The sequence below is a fragment of the Burkholderia sp. AU33803 genome, from assembly GCF_002223095.1.
Classification (GTDB): Bacteria; Pseudomonadota; Gammaproteobacteria; order Burkholderiales; family Burkholderiaceae; genus Burkholderia.
In genome coordinates this window covers 1,543,885-1,558,664 of the sequence record NZ_NKFJ01000004.1, presented here as the reverse complement: position 1 = coordinate 1,558,664, position 14,780 = coordinate 1,543,885, and the positions used below count along the sequence as shown (strand labels likewise).

Here is a 14,780-nt window from a genome sequence, read left to right as displayed (position 1 = left end):
TACCGCGGCCGACACGGCGAACCGAACATTCCAGGAGACAGACATGGCAAGGAAAATCACTTATTCGCAGGCGATCAACGAGGCGCTCGCGCAGGAAATGGCGCGCGACGACAGCGTGATCGTGATGGGCGAGGACAATGCGGGCGGCGCGGGCGCGCCGGGCGAGGACGACGCGTGGGGTGGCGTGCTCGGCGTGACGAAGGGGCTGTTCCACAAGTTTCCGGGCCGCGTGCTCGATACGCCGCTGTCGGAGGGCGGCTACATCGGCGCGGCGGTCGGCGCCGCCGCGTGCGGGATGCGGCCCGTCGCGGAGCTGATGTTCATCGATTTCATGGGCGTGTGCTTCGACCAGATCTTCAACCAGGCCGCGAAGTTCCGCTACATGTTCGGCGGCAAGGCCGTGACGCCGGTCGTGATCCGCGCGATGTACGGCGCCGGCCTTCGCGCGGCCGCCCAGCACTCGCAGATGCTCACGTCGCTGTTCACGCACATTCCGGGGCTGAAGGTCGTGTGCCCGTCGACGCCGTACGACGCGAAGGGGCTGCTGATCCAGGCGATCCGCGACAACGATCCCGTGATCTTCCTCGAACACAAGCTGCTCTATACCCGTGAAGGCGACGTTCCGGAGGAGTCCTATGCGATTCCGTTCGGCGAAGCGAACGTGATGCGCGACGGCGACGACGCGACGATCGTCACGTACGGCCGGATGGTGCATCTCGCGATGGACGCGGCCGCGAAGCTCGCGAAGGACGGCATCCAGGTCGGCGTGATCGATCTGCGCACGACGTCGCCGCTCGACGAGGACACGATCCTCGAAAGCGCGGAGCGCACCGGGCGCGTGGTGGTCGTCGACGAAGCGAACCCGCGCTGCTCGATTGCGACCGATATCGCCGCGCTGGTCGCGCAGCGCGCGTTCCATGCGCTGAAGGCGCCGATCGAGCTCGTGACCGCGCCGCATACGCCCGCGCCGTTCGCGAGCGTGCTGGAAGACCTGTATATCCCGTCCGCCGATGCGATTGCGCAGGCGGTCCTGAAGACGAGGAGCTGACACGATGTCGATTCACATGATCACGATGCCCAAGTGGGGGCTGTCGATGGAGCAGGGGCAGGTCAACGGCTGGCTGAAGGCGCTCGGCGAACGCGTGACGAAGGGCGACGAAGTGCTCGACGTCGAGACCGACAAGATCTCGTCGGGCGTCGAATGCGCGTTCGACGGCACGCTGCGCCGGCAGGTCGCGCAGGAAGGCGAGACGCTGCCGGTCGGCGCGCTGCTCGGCGTCGTCGCGGCCGCCGACGCGAGCGATGCCGACATCGACGCGGCGATCGCCGAATTCCAGCGCGATTTCGTGCCGAGCGCGGCGTCCGACGAAGCCGCGGGCCCGCAGCCCGAGAAGGCGCAGATCGGCGGCCGGACGGTGCGCTTCCTGAAACTTGGCGAAGGCGGCGGCACGCCCGCCGTGCTGATCCACGGCTTCGGCGGCGATCTCAACAACTGGCTGTTCAATCACGCGGATCTCGCCGCGCACCGGCCGGTATGGGCGCTCGACCTGCCCGGTCACGGCGAGTCGGGCAAGACGGTCGAGACGGGCAGCCTCGATGAGCTGGCCGACGCGGTGCTCGCGCTGCTCGATGCGAAGGGCATCGACCAGGCCCACCTGATCGGCCATTCGATGGGCGGCGCGGTGGCGATGGCGGCGGCCGAGCGCGCGCCGCAGCGGGTCGCGTCGCTGACGCTGATCGCGAGCGCGGGGCTCGGCACCGCCATCAACCGCGCTTACATCGACGGCTTCGTCGCCGGCAATAGCCGCAACACGCTGAAGCCGCACCTCGGCGCGCTGTTCGCGGACAACGCGCTGGTCACGCGGCAGCTCGTCGAGGATCTCGTCAAGTACAAGCGGCTCGAAGGCGTGCAGGCCGCGCTGGAGAAGATCGCGCATGCCGCGTTCGACGGTGCCGCGCAGCGGCGCGTGTTCCGCGACCGGCTCGCGACGCTTGCGCCGCGCACGCTCGTGATCTGGGGCGAGCACGACCAGGTGATCCCCGCGCAGCACGCGCGGGGTTTGCCGGATGGCGTGCGTGCCGAGGTGATCCCCGGCAGCGGGCACATGGTGCAGATGGAGGCGGCCGCCGACGTGAACCGCCTGATCGTCGCGTTTCTCGGAGACTGACGATGGCCGCCGCGCTCGAACGACCCAGCCTCACGGCGCTCGGCCAGCCGGGCGCGAGAAGCCGTGACAAGCTCGCGCGCATTCCGGTGCGCGTCGAGCCCGCGGCCGGTGCGGCGTTGCCGAAGCCGCCGTGGCTGCGCGCGCGGCCGATGATGAGCGCGTCGGTCGCCGACATGGCGGCCGTGCTGCGCGATCATCGGCTGCATTCCGTCTGCGAGGAGGCGATGTGCCCGAACATCGGCGAATGCTTCGCGCAGCGCACGGCGACCTTCATGATCATGGGCGGCCTGTGCACGCGGCGCTGCCCGTTCTGCGACGTCGCGCACGGCCGCCCCGACCCGCTCGACGCCGACGAGCCCGCGCGGCTGGCCGACGCGGCCGCGGCGCTCGGGCTGCGCTACGTCGTGATCACGTCGGTCGATCGCGACGATCTGCGCGACGGCGGTGCCGCGCATTTCGCCGCCTGCATCGCGGCGGTGCGCGCGAGCGTGCCGGGCATCGGCGTCGAAGTGCTGACACCGGACTTCCGCGGCCGCGTGGCCCGCGCGCTCGATGCGCTGTCGACGGCCTGGCCCGACGTGTTCAACCACAACATCGAGACGGTGCCGTCGCTGTATCGCGCGGCGCGGCCGGGCGCCGACTATCGCGGCTCGCTCGAACTGCTCGCGCGGGCGAAGCGGGCACGGCCTGAGCTGGTGACGAAATCGGGATTGATGCTCGGGCTCGGCGAGTGCGACGACGAAGTGCGCGACACGCTGCGCGACCTGCGTGCGCATGACGTCGACGTGCTGACGCTCGGCCAGTATCTCGCGCCGTCCGAACACCATCTGCCGGTACGGCGCTACGTCAGCCCGGACGCATTCGCCGCGTGGCGCGACGAGGCGCTGTTGCTCGGTTTCAGGGAAGTCGTCGCCGGCCCGCTCGTGCGGTCGTCGTATCACGCGGCCGACGTGCTGGAGGAGACGTAACGGGCGGCGCGTCAGGCGGACGTGGAAGCGGCGGCATGCGCACGACTGACGCGGCGCAGGTACAGCACGAGCCCGGCGCCCGCGAGCATCAGGCTGATCGTGTTCGCGAACCAGAAGCCGCGCGCGCCGGTCAGCCACGCGGGCGCGATGCCGCCCACGTCGAAACCGAGCGCGTAGCCGCCGCTGAGCCCGACGCCCCACAGCGCGACCGCATAGATCACGGTCGGCACGACCGCGACCTTGTAGGCGCGCAGCACGAACGCCGACGTGACCTGAAGCGCATCGAACACGTGGTAGCACGCGACGATCGCGACGAGCGGCATCGCGGCCGCGGCGACGGCCGGGTTCGGCGTATAGCCGCCGATGATCAGCGGGCGCAGCACGAACACGAGCAGGCCGTAGGTCGCGGCAATGCCGCACGCGAAGATCACGCTGTGCCGGCCGAGCAGCCGGGCTTCCTCGGGCCGTCCGGCGCCGAGCGCGCGCGCGACGAGCGTCGACGCCGCCACGCCGATCGACAGCGGCGTCATGTACAGCACCGCGCCGATGTTGCCGGCGATCTGGTGGCCGGCGAGTGTCGTCGTGCCGAACTGCGCGATGAACAGCGCCATGCACGTGTACGACGTGACCTCGATCAGGTACGACAGGCCCATCGGCACGCCGAGTTTCAGGATCGCCTTCTGGCGCGCCCAGACCGGCCAGCAGAAGCGCGAGAAGATCGCGAGCGGCGCGAATACGTCGAGCTTCGCGAGCAGCGTGTAGCCGATCAGCGCGAGCGCCCAGTTGATCAGCGTGCTGGCGAGTCCGCAGCCGGGGCCGCCCAGGGCCGGCACGCCGAACCCGCCGAAGATGAACCACACGTTGAGCGGAAACTTGAGCAGCAGCGCGCCGATCTGCAGGATCATCGCGAGGCGCGGCTTGCCGGCCGCGTTGGTCAGCGCGTTGTAGATGCGGAAGACGAGGCTGGCGGGCAGCCCGTACGACAGGATGCGCAGGTAGTCGACGGTGCGGTCGTGCAGCGCGGCGGGCGTGTGCGCGACGCGCAGCAGCGGTTCGGGAAAATGCAGCAGGAGAAAGCCGGGCACCGCGAGCAGCAGCGCGAGCCACAGCGCCTGGCGCACTTCTTCGCCGATCTCGGCGTAGCGGCGCGCGCCGTACAACTGCCCGGTGATCGGCTGCAGCGCCGACAGGATGCCCGTCAAGCCGATATAGATCGAAATGTAGATCGACGAACCGAGCCCGAGCGCGGCGAGATCGACGGCCGAGTAGCGCCCGACCATCGCGGTGTCGATCACGCCGAACGCGATGATTGCGAGCTGGCCGACGAGCACCGGCCACGCGAGACCGACGATCCGGCGGATGTCGCCGAACATCGTCAATCGGCCGGCTGGCGGCGCGGCGGACGCCGCTTGACGGGCGTCTTCGGCCGTTCGATGCGCTCGTACAGGCGGAAGCGCTCGTCACGGTCGGCGGCGCGGCGGCCTTCCCACACGAGACGCCACACGTATTGCGACATCGAGCTCGGCTCGCCGAAGTCCGAGCGGTCCTGGCGCAGGATCACGTCGCAGTCGCCGGAGAAATCGAAGCGCATGTTGCCGAAATACGCGAAGGTCGCGATCTGCGCGTCACCGAGCCGCACCGGCGAGATGCACTCGTAGTCGGACGGCAGGTGCACCGCGATCTGCTGCGCGACGTCGCGATAGGTCCGGCCGTAATTGACGATCGGCAGCCACAGCGTCATCAGCAGCACCCACATCAGCGTGGTGCCCGCACCCGACAGCACGACGCTGCGCCACAGCACTTTCGGCTGCCGCGAGATGCGCCAGCGCACCAGGAAGCACCAGCATACGGTGGCGATCACCGCGCAGATGAACGACAGGATCTTGAAGTGCGGCTCGTAGCCGGGCACGAGGCGGGCGAGGTTGCGCGCGAGCGGATGCGGGAAGCCCGTGATCGAGGCGAGCCACACGAGCCACACGAAGGTGCCGAGGATCGTGAAGCTCAGCACCGCGAACCAGTCGATCGCGTTGATCGCGCCGCGCTTGAGGGTCGGCAGCGCGAACGTCGCGAGCACCGCGAGCGGCGGCAGCAGCAGCATGTACATGCGGTTCGACTGCTGGCTCTGCAGGATCACGAGCGCGACGAGCGGCACGGCGACCGACAGCGGAATTGCGATGTGCGCACGGCGGCGCATGCCGGCCCAGCTCCACCATGCCCAGATCGCGAGCGGCCACGCGGGCCACGTGAACAGCGGCAGGTTCTTCGCCGCATAGCCGAGCACCGCGGTCGGCGGGCCCGAGAAACGCATCAGGCTGCCGTGGATCCACTGGTTGAAGAACCATGCGGCATCGTCGGGCGCGGCGACGAACGCGGCCAGCGGCCACAGCGCGAAGATCGCGGCCGCGAGCGGCACGCCGATGAGCGGCAGGCGCAGGTTGCGCATCTCGGGCGTGACGAGCCACAGCACGGCCGTGCCGGCGAGCAGCGCGACGACCAGCACCGGATTGCCGGACAGCGCGACGAGGCCCATCGCGAGGCCCCACCACAGCGCGCCCTGCATCGGCTTGTCGATGCCGCGCACGATCCCGTAGACGAGCATCGCGATCCACGCGAACTGCGCGAGCTGCGGCGTCGTTTCGTGCCCGCGCTCCGCGAGGCCGAAGCAGGCGACGAGCACCAGCAGCGCGCCGTCGGCGAGCGTGCGGCCGTAGTCGCGCGGCTCGGGCTCGCCGCCGAATGCGTACTTGAACGGCTGGACTTCGGCACGCCGGCCGAGCAGGTAGGCGGCGTACCAGACGAATGCGCACGCGACGCAGAACAGCAGGCCGGTATCGACGCGCGACGCGTTGCTTGCGTCGACCCACGGGCCCAGGCCGCGGATCGACAGCGCGCCGAGCCAGTAGCCGAGCGGCCCGTCGGTCGTGATGAACTTGCCGACCAGATTCGGCAGCAGCCAGTCGTGCCAGCCGCCCTTGGCCATCGTCCACATCACGCCAAAGCCTGCCGCGTCCTCGTTCTTCCACGGGTCGCGGCCGAACAGGCCGAACGCGGCGTAGGCGAAGCAGAGCGTGAGCAGCAGCCAGCGCGGTAGCGCGCGCGTGGCGGAGGCGGTGAGACGGACGACAGGCTTCATGCAGATGAGCGATTTGTTATGGGCGGGTGGCCGGCGCGGACGCGCGCGGTCGAGCCGGTTTCGAGCTTCCGGCATTGTAGACGCGCCCGCTGTTGCGCGTCAGGTCGATGCCCGGGCGCCGGCTGGCGCCTGCCGGGCGAGCAGAGACAAAAAAGGGCAGCCTGGGCTGCCCTTTTGTGCGGTACCGGTGCAATGCAACCACCGGATGCAATGCGAAGCTTACTTCGCCTTGCCGCTGGCGCGAACGCCGAACTTGTTCTTGAACTTCTCGACACGGCCTGCCGTGTCCATGATCTTTTGCTGACCCGTGTAGAACGAGTGCGATTCCGACGACACTTCGATCTTGGCGAGCGGGTAGGTCTTGCCGTCGAGTTCGATGTTTTCGCGCGTCTGGATCGTCGAGCGCGTGATGAACTTGAAGCCGTTCGACATGTCTTGGAAGACGACTTCGCGGTAGTTCGGGTGGATGCCTTCTTTCATGGTCTTTCCTTGGTGAGAGCGGTAGCCAACCCGCCGCTTGCCGTGCCGGAACGCGCATATTGCGCAAACCGGAGGACGCCAAGCCCGGCGCGAGCCACTTGCCTAAGGTCGAAAAACGGCGATTATGCCAGAAAATCAGGTGGTTGACGAATAATTTTCACGGTGCGTCGAGCGCGCCGGTGCCGGCCGGATCCTGCCGGTAGTAGCGCGCGAGCAGCCGGTACAACTCCGGAAATTCGGACTCGAACGCTTTCGGCCGGACGAACAGCGCTTCGCTGCATACCGCGAAGAATTCCGACGGGTGGTCGGCGGCATAGGGATCGATCAGCGAATCCCGCTCGAAGCGCGCCCACGCGCGGTCCGGCACCGCGTCGACGCGCGCGCAGAACTGGTCGTACGCGTGTTCGAACACATCGGCCCAGGCCTGCGCATCGAGGTGCGGCGCGTGCCAGCGGCGAAATAGGGGCGGATAGCCATCGGCCGCGCCGTTGACCATGTCGATCTTGTGCGCGAACTCGTGGATCACGACGTTGTACGCGTCGTGGCCGTCCGTCATCTGCGCGTCTTCCCAGGACAGGATCACGGGGCCGCCTTCCCAGGCTTCGCCGCTCGCATCCTGCTCGACTTCGTGCACGACCCCGTCCTCGTCCTGCACCGTCTTGCGGATCACGAATTCGCCCGGATACACGACGACGCCGACCCAGCCGTCATACAGCGACAGATCGAGATTCAGCACGGGCAGGCAGGCCTGCGCGGCGATCGAGACGATCATCGCATCGGTCAGCTCGAGCCCGTGCGCGGTCGAGAACGATTTCTTCGCGACGAACAGGCTCGTCAGTTCGCGCAGCCGGCCGAGCGCGTCGGGCGGCAGTGCCGCGAGGAACGGCAGGCGTTCGACGGTGTCCTGCCACAGCGCGTCGGGAATCGGGTGGCTGCGCAGCGCGCGGTCGCGGCGGCGGTCGTCGAACCAGCGGGTCAGTTTCGAGAGCATGAAGGCGGCTCGCGGAAATCCAAAGCCTGTCTTTTAACTCAATCGATCTCTTTTTGCCATGCCGCAAAAAGGCCACCGACGAGCGCCACGCCCGCCAGGAAGTAAAAGCCGTCGAGCGACGCGAGGAACGACGCCTGTTGCGCGACCATGCGCGCGATCGACGCGATCGCGAGGCCGTGCGCCTCGTTCAACGCGTGGCCGGCGGCGGCATAGCTGCGCGTCAATGCATCGACGGTCTGCTGGAACAGCGGGTCGAACACGTTGGCACGCTCGACGAGCCGCGTCTGGTGCGCGGCCACGCGGTGCTGTTCGACGATGATCACCGACGACGTCGCGAACGAGATCGTCAGTTGCCGCACGATGTTCTTCAGCCGGTAGCCGTGCGTATATTCGTCGATCGCGAAGATCCGGAACGTCAGGTTGGCCACCGGCAGCACGATGAAGAGCAGCAGCAATCCGCGCAGCAGCAGCGGGACGATCAGCGCGGCTTCGCCGACTTGCGGCGTCATCCGCGTCATCCACAGCGCGGCCGTGATCGCGATCGCGAACCCCGGCACGACGAACCACTTCTTGTGCGTGACGAATTTCGCGTAACGCAGGTACGCGAACAGCGCGGTGGCCGAAATCAGCGACATCGTGCCCACCAGCCGCCCGGCGTTCTCGACCGGATAGCCGAGCCCGCTTTCGAGAAAGCGCGACGTCAGGTAACTGAAGCCCGTCGACTCGTAGTAATAGAACATGTAGAGCAGCAGCCCGACCTGGAACGTCCGTTCGCGGAACGCGTGCAGGCGCACGAGCGGCGTCGGATGATGCCACTGGTGATACGCGAACCACGCAAGCGCGCCGATCCCCGCGATCGTCAGCAGGATCAGCATCGGCGAGCCGCTGTAGAGCTGGTAATGCACCTGCTGCAGCACGATCTGCAGCGCACCTTGCGCGAGCGCGAACACGACATACGGCCAGAAGTGTCCGGAGCCGCGTTCGTCGTCGGGTGTCCGGCCCGAATCGGGCAGCGTGAGCAGCGCGAGTATCGCGAACGCGATGCCGGCCGGCGCCGAGCATACGAACAGCGCGCGCCACGTCGAATGTGCGACGAGCAGGCCGCCCACAATTGGCGCGAGCGCGCTGCCGAGCAGGATCATGATCAGGAACGCGCGTGTCGCGGGCGGCCGTTCCTGCGGCTTGAAGCTGATCTGGATCAGGATCCGGCACGCGCCCATCATCGGGCCGATGAAATAGCCCTGAAAGCCGCGCGCGAACGCGAGTTCGAGCGACGTGTCGGCGAGCGCGGCCGCGATCGCGCCGAACGAGAACATCAGCATGCAGCCGGCGACGTAGCGGCGATGGCCGAGCCGGTCGACCCACCATTGCTGCTGCAGGATGCCGAGCACGGCCGTGACCGCGTAGGCGCTCGACGACCACACGAGTTCATCGGGCGATGCGTTGATGCCGCCCGCGATGTAGCTCGCGAAGAACGAGAAGATCGCGTTGTCGAAGTAGTCGATGCCGGTAACGAGCGCGAGCGCCCACGGGAACAGGTCCGCGCGCAGGTTCGCGCGGCTCCACAGCGGCGAGCGACCGGGCATCGCGCTCACTCGCGCGCCTTGCGCGTGCGACGCGTGCCGGCTTCGGCCCGCCGCTGCGCGATCAGCGCATCGGCGTTTTCGCCGGCAAGACGCCGTTCGACGTAGTCGATGTCGTGCTGCAGTTCCTTGCGCAGCGCGACGGCTTCCTTCAGTTCGCGCTGGACGGCCGCGATCCGCCGGTCGAGCGTGTCGACCTGCTCGGCCAGGCCGGTGCGGATGTCGCGCAGCGACGCGTCCGAATAGCGGCGCCGGCCGTCGCCCGTTTCTTCCAGCGGGCGCTTCAGCATCTCGGTGATGCCGTGCAGCGAGAAACCGAGCGCGCGCAGCCGCAGGATGCGTGAGAAGCGCTCGAGATCGGCCTCGTCGTAGAGGCGGTAGCGGCCTTCGCTGCGTGACGGCGAGACGAGCCCGCGCTCCTCGTAATACTTCAGCGTGCGCGGCGTGACGCCGAGCCGTGACGCCGCATCGCTCACGGTCAGCAGCGGAGTGGAGGTGTCATTCGGCATCGGGAGGAGGATGGGATTCGGGCGATGACGCGATTATAGATCAACCTGTACGTTCACGTTCATGTTGGCACCGAAAAACGGCCGCCGGGCAGGATGCGCGGGCGGCCGTCTTTTGGGTGCGGGGCGGGGCGATTATCCGCCGCGGCGCATCAGGTCGAAGAACTCGGAGTTGCTCTTCGTCTGGCGGATCTTGTCGAGCAGGAATTCCATCGCTTCGACTTCGTCCATGTCGTGGATGAACTTGCGCAGCACCCAGATCTTCTGAAGGATCTCGGGCTTGATCAGCATTTCTTCGCGACGCGTGCCCGACTTGTTCAGGTTGATCGACGGATACACGCGCTTTTCCGCGAGGCGGCGCTCGAGGTGCACTTCCATGTTGCCGGTGCCCTTGAACTCTTCGTAGATCACGTCGTCCATGCGGCTGCCGGTTTCGATCAGCGCGGTGCCGATGATCGTCAGCGAACCGCCTTCCTCGATGTTGCGCGCCGCGCCGAAGAAGCGCTTCGGACGTTGCAGTGCGTTCGCGTCGACACCACCCGTCAGCACCTTGCCCGATGCCGGGATCACGGTGTTGTACGCGCGTGCGAGACGCGTGATCGAGTCGAGCAGAATCACGACGTCGTGCTTCATTTCGACGAGGCGCTTGGCCTTCTCGATCACCATTTCGGCGACCTGGACGTGGCGCGTGGCCGGTTCGTCGAACGTCGATGCGATCACTTCGCCGGCGACCGAGCGCTGCATTTCGGTCACTTCTTCAGGGCGCTCGTCGATCAGCAGCACGAACAGGATCACGTCCGGGTGGTTCTGCTTGATCGCGTGTGCGATGTGCTGGAGCATCACGGTCTTGCCCGACTTCGGCGACGCGACGAGCAGGCCGCGCTGGCCCTTGCCGATCGGCGCGATCATGTCGATGATGCGGCCCGTGACGTTTTCCTCGCCGCGCATTTCGCGTTCGAGCGACAGCGGCTTGTTCGGGTGCAGCGGCGTGAGGTTCTCGAACATGATCTTGTGTTTCGAGGCCTCGGGCGGCTGCCCGTTGACTTTGTCGACCTTCACCAGCGCGAAGTAGCGCTCGCCGTCCTTCGGCGTGCGGACTTCACCTTCGATGGTGTCGCCGGTGTGCAGGTTGAAGCGGCGGATCTGCGACGGGCTGATGTAGATGTCGTCGGTGCTCGCGAGGTACGACATTTCCGGCGAGCGCAGGAAGCCGAAGCCGTCCGGCAGCACTTCGAGCGTACCGTCGCCGAAGATCGTCTCACCCGTCTTGGCGCGCTTTTTGAGAATGGCGAACATCAACTCCTGCTTGCGCAGGCGGTTCGCGTTTTCGATCTCCAGGCCATTGGCCATTTCGATCAGTTCGGAGACGTGCAGAGACTTGAGCTCGGATAAATGCATACGGAGAACCCGCCAGGGAGGAGACGACGAAAGAAATAAAGGGAGGAGGGCGAGCGGAAGCGCTCAGAGACTTAAATGCGTCTTGTAGACGTTTTTTAATTCTAGCATAGGCCGATTCGCGCTTGAGCGAGCGATCGGCGGCTTGTCGACGGACGTGTTGCCGGCTGACAACACGTCCGCGGAACTGCCTGTATTACAGGTGGCTGTCCAGGAATGCGGTGAGCTGCGACTTCGACAGCGCGCCGACCTTCTGCGCGGCGGCCGCGCCGTTCTTGAACAGGATCAGCGTCGGGATGCCGCGCACGCCGAACTTCGCAGGCGTTGCCTGGTTGTCGTCGACGTTGATCTTCGCGATCTGCAGCTTGTCGCCGTAGTCCTTCGCGACTTCATCCAGGATCGGGGCGATCATTTTGCACGGGCCGCACCATTCGGCCCAGAAATCGACGAGCACGGGCTTGTCGGATTTGACGACGTCCTGTTCGAACGATGCGTCGCTGATGTGTTTGATCTGTTCGCTCATTGGGTCAATACCTCTTACGGTTCGGGGACTGCCTGCTTGCGCGTTGCGGCGTACCGGCCGCCGTTGGGGGCCGGCCGCTGCGGCAGGTCACTCCACTCTCCGGAAAGGAGGCGTGTAAGCGCTGCATGCCGCGGCTCGCGGGTCGTTCGGGCGTCATATTAGCCTAAATTGCTATCTGCTGCGGGCGGCGATAGTAGCCGCTACGCGAGTAGGGGTACGACGCGGCGTTCGACCGTTGTGTCGAGCAGGTGGAGGCCGGCTCGCAAATTACAAGGGGCGGACGCGCAGGTCATTCGCGTCGGGTGGGCTGCATGGCCCGATGCGCGTCGGTTTGTCGGGTCATATTCGCATTGATGCGAACAAACGGTCGCATTCATCCGGAAGCGGTGATAGAATATGCCGTGACGGGCCTCCTCGCATGGTGGGGCGGTGAACCTGGTCAGGTCGGGAACGAAGCAGCCACAATCGTTTTCCGCCAGTGCCGAGGGTTGGGCTCGTCACCTTCCATCTCGCCCCGTTCGCCGGGCGTTTTTTATTTCTGCACCCCGCTCCGTTTTACCTGCGCGTTTGCCTGTCTTCCGCACCGTTTCGCGTGTCGGCGCGACGCAGCGTTACTGATACAATTTCCCGATGACCTATCAAGTTCTCGCACGCAAGTGGCGTCCGAAGGATTTCGCTTCGCTCGTCGGCCAGGAGCACGTCGTCAGGGCGCTTACGCACGCGCTCGACGGCGGGCGTCTCCATCACGCCTATCTGTTTACCGGAACCCGCGGTGTCGGCAAGACGACGCTGTCGCGGATCTTTGCCAAGGCACTCAATTGTGAAACCGGCATCACGTCGCAGCCGTGCGGCGTGTGTCGCGCCTGTCGCGAAATCGACGAAGGGCGTTTCGTCGATTACGTCGAGATGGATGCCGCGAGCAACCGCGGCGTCGACGAAATGGCCGCGCTGCTCGAGCGCGCGGTGTACGCGCCCGTCGATGCGCGCTTCAAGGTCTACATGATCGACGAAGTGCACATGCTGACGAATCACGCGTTCAACGCGATGCTGAAGACGCTCGAGGAGCCGCCGCCGCACGTCAAGTTCATCCTCGCGACCACCGATCCGCAGAAGATCCCCGTCACCGTGCTGTCGCGCTGCCTGCAGTTCAACCTGAAGCAGATGCCGGCCGGGCACATCGTGTCGCATCTCGAACGGATCCTCGGCGAAGAGCAGATCACGTTCGAGCCGCAGGCGCTGCGCCTGCTCGCGCGCGCCGCGCAGGGCAGCATGCGCGATGCGCTGTCGCTCACCGACCAGGCGATCGCCTATTCGGCGAACGAGGTGACCGAGTCGGCCGTGTCGGGCATGCTCGGCGCGCTCGACCAGACTTACATGGTGCGTCTGCTCGACGCGCTCGCCGCAGGCGGCGGCCCGGAAATCCTCGCGATTGCCGATGAGATGTCGCTGCGCAGCCTGTCGTTCTCGACCGCGCTGCAGGATCTCGCGAGCCTGCTGCATCGCATCGCGTGGGCGCAGTTCGCACCGGGCTCGGTGCTCGACGAATGGCCCGAAGCGGGCGACCTGCGCCGCTTCGCCGAGACGCTGAGCCCCGAGCAGGTCCAGTTGTTCTATCAGATCGCGACGGTCGGTCGCGCCGAGCTCGGCCTGGCGCCGGACGAGTACGCCGGTTTCACGATGACGCTGCTGCGGATGCTTGCGTTCGAGCCGGCGGTTGCCGCCGGCAGTGCGCCGGTCGGCCAGCCGTCCGCACCGCGCGCGGTGCCTGGCTCGCGCGTGGCGGCGGCATCGGCCGCTACGGCGAAGCCGGTATCGGCTGCACCTGCCGCAGCAGCGCGGCCGCAGGCAATTGCCCCGGCAGCGCCGGCGGCACCCGTTGTGCGCGCAGCGCCGGTGCAGTCCGGCGACGAAACAGACCGGCCGGCCGTGAAACCGGCTGTCGTCGAAGCAGCCGCGCCGGCCCCGGTTGACGCGCCAGTCATCGAAACGCCGCAGCCGCAGACGGCTGCAGCACCGCAAGCGGAGCCGGCCGGCGATCACCCGACGCCTGTCCGCAAGGAACCGGAGCCGCCCGCCGCCGTTGCGCAGCGAAGCGACGAGCCGGCTGCGCCGGCCGAACCGATGCCGCGCGCTGCGCCGCCTGAGCCCGCCGCGCGTCCGTCGGCGCGTTCCGGAGGCGCCGCCGCCGCGCTCGACGTGCTGCGCAATGCGGGGATGCGTGTGTCCTCCGATCGCGGGCGCGCAGGCGCCGCCGCCGTGAAACCGGCAGCCCAGCCGGCCGTCGAGAAGCCGGCCGCGCCGCGTCCTGCCGCCGTCCAGGTGCCGACGCCGCGCGCAGCGGCCCGTGCACCGCAGGCAGCCGATTCGCGCCAGGCGTCGCCGCCGTGGGAGGACATCCCGCCCGACGACTACGTGCCGCTCAGTGCCGACGAAATGTTCGGCGGCCCGCCCGACGATGGCTTCGTGCCGGTGTTCGACAGCGGCCCCGACGACGTACGCGTCACGCCCAAGCCGGCGGAAACCCGTCCGTCCGCACCGGTCGACACGCGTCCGTTGCCGCCTGCGATCGCACTCGATCCGCTCGGCTTCGACGGCGAATGGCCGGCGCTGGCCGCGCGGCTGCCGCTCAAGGGCGTCGCGTACCAGCTCGCGTTCAACAGCGAACTGACGGCCGTCGACGCGACGACGTTGAAACTTTCCGTGCCGGTGCCGCAATATGCGGACGCCGCGCAGGTGGCGAAGCTGAAGGCCGCGCTGGCCGATGCGCTCGGCAAGCCGGTCGAGGTGGCCGTCGAAGTCGGGCCCGCACGGCGTACGGCGGCGGCGCTCGATGCGGCCGCGCGCGCGGCTCGCCAGCGCGAGGCCGAGCAGGAGATTCATGGCGATCCGTTCGTCCAGCAGCTCGTGCGCGACTTCGGTGCGCGCATCGTCGAGGGTTCGGTGCGTCCGCTCGCCGATGCGGCGCCGGACGGCCCGCCGCCGACGCTGCATTGAATTGAGCGCCCCCGCGACAGGCACAATCACGCCCATACA

The 14,780-nt window shown here is 67.3% G+C and carries 12 protein-coding genes and 1 other RNA gene; 5 read left to right on the top strand and 8 right to left on the bottom strand.

The window, feature by feature from the left end; translation table 11 throughout:
• Nucleotides 1-43 precede the first annotated feature (43 nt).
• Genes CFB41_RS09700 through lipA form a run of 3 tightly spaced genes read left to right on the top strand, consistent with a single transcriptional unit; the run spans nt 44 to nt 3,136 of the window.
• Complete coding sequence (locus CFB41_RS09700) at nt 44-1,048, top strand: alpha-ketoacid dehydrogenase subunit beta (protein ID WP_089456334.1); 1,005 nt, start codon at nt 44-46, stop codon at nt 1,046-1,048.
• Nucleotides 1,049-1,052: 4 nt separating this feature from the next.
• Nucleotides 1,053-2,168 carry an acetoin dehydrogenase dihydrolipoyllysine-residue acetyltransferase subunit gene (locus CFB41_RS09695; RefSeq protein ID WP_089456333.1) on the top strand — a complete coding sequence of 372 codons (1,116 nt, stop codon included), beginning with the start codon at nt 1,053-1,055 and terminating at the stop codon, nt 2,166-2,168.
• A gap of 2 nt (nt 2,169-2,170) precedes the next feature.
• Complete coding sequence (gene lipA / locus CFB41_RS09690) at nt 2,171-3,136, top strand: lipoyl synthase (RefSeq protein WP_089456332.1); 966 nt, start codon at nt 2,171-2,173, stop codon at nt 3,134-3,136.
• 11 nt (nt 3,137-3,147) lie between these two features.
• On the opposite strand, the gene CFB41_RS09685 is transcribed toward lipA, so the two are convergent.
• The 8 genes from CFB41_RS09685 to trxA form a co-directional block, all read right to left on the bottom strand.
• Nucleotides 3,148-4,509: an MATE family efflux transporter gene (locus CFB41_RS09685; RefSeq protein ID WP_089440241.1), complete on the bottom strand. Its 1,362-nt coding sequence runs from the start codon at nt 4,507-4,509 to the stop codon at nt 3,148-3,150.
• Between the two features lie 2 nt (nt 4,510-4,511).
• Nucleotides 4,512-6,344 carry a glycosyltransferase family 39 protein gene (locus CFB41_RS09680; RefSeq protein WP_089456331.1) on the bottom strand — a complete coding sequence of 611 codons (1,833 nt, stop codon included), beginning with the start codon at nt 6,342-6,344 and terminating at the stop codon, nt 4,512-4,514.
• 144 nt (nt 6,345-6,488) lie between these two features.
• Nucleotides 6,489-6,749, bottom strand: a complete 261-nt coding sequence (locus tag CFB41_RS09675; protein WP_006753671.1) for a type B 50S ribosomal protein L31 — start codon at nt 6,747-6,749, stop codon at nt 6,489-6,491.
• A gap of 157 nt (nt 6,750-6,906) precedes the next feature.
• A complete protein-coding gene (locus tag CFB41_RS09670) occupies nt 6,907-7,740 on the bottom strand; it encodes a zinc-dependent peptidase (RefSeq protein ID WP_089456330.1) in 834 nt (277 codons plus the stop codon).
• 38 nt (nt 7,741-7,778) lie between these two features.
• Nucleotides 7,779-9,335, bottom strand: coding sequence for an MFS transporter (locus tag CFB41_RS09665; protein ID WP_089456329.1), 1,557 nt, complete (start codon nt 9,333-9,335; stop codon nt 7,779-7,781).
• Complete coding sequence (locus CFB41_RS09660) at nt 9,332-9,832, bottom strand: MerR family transcriptional regulator (RefSeq protein WP_089456328.1); 501 nt, start codon at nt 9,830-9,832, stop codon at nt 9,332-9,334. The genes CFB41_RS09665 and CFB41_RS09660 overlap by 4 nt, the downstream gene beginning before the upstream one ends.
• A gap of 132 nt (nt 9,833-9,964) precedes the next feature.
• Nucleotides 9,965-11,227: a transcription termination factor Rho gene (rho, locus tag CFB41_RS09655; RefSeq protein WP_006478662.1), complete on the bottom strand. Its 1,263-nt coding sequence runs from the start codon at nt 11,225-11,227 to the stop codon at nt 9,965-9,967.
• 193 nt (nt 11,228-11,420) lie between these two features.
• Nucleotides 11,421-11,747, bottom strand: coding sequence for a thioredoxin TrxA (gene trxA, locus CFB41_RS09650; protein ID WP_006402348.1), 327 nt, complete (start codon nt 11,745-11,747; stop codon nt 11,421-11,423).
• 403 nt (nt 11,748-12,150) lie between these two features.
• Here trxA and ffs point away from each other — a divergent pair.
• Nucleotides 12,151-12,249, top strand: an RNA gene (gene ffs, locus CFB41_RS09645) — signal recognition particle sRNA small type.
• Nucleotides 12,250-12,377: 128 nt separating this feature from the next.
• Complete coding sequence (locus CFB41_RS09640) at nt 12,378-14,741, top strand: DNA polymerase III subunit gamma/tau (RefSeq protein WP_089456327.1); 2,364 nt, start codon at nt 12,378-12,380, stop codon at nt 14,739-14,741.
• Nucleotides 14,742-14,780: the final 39 nt, after the last annotated feature.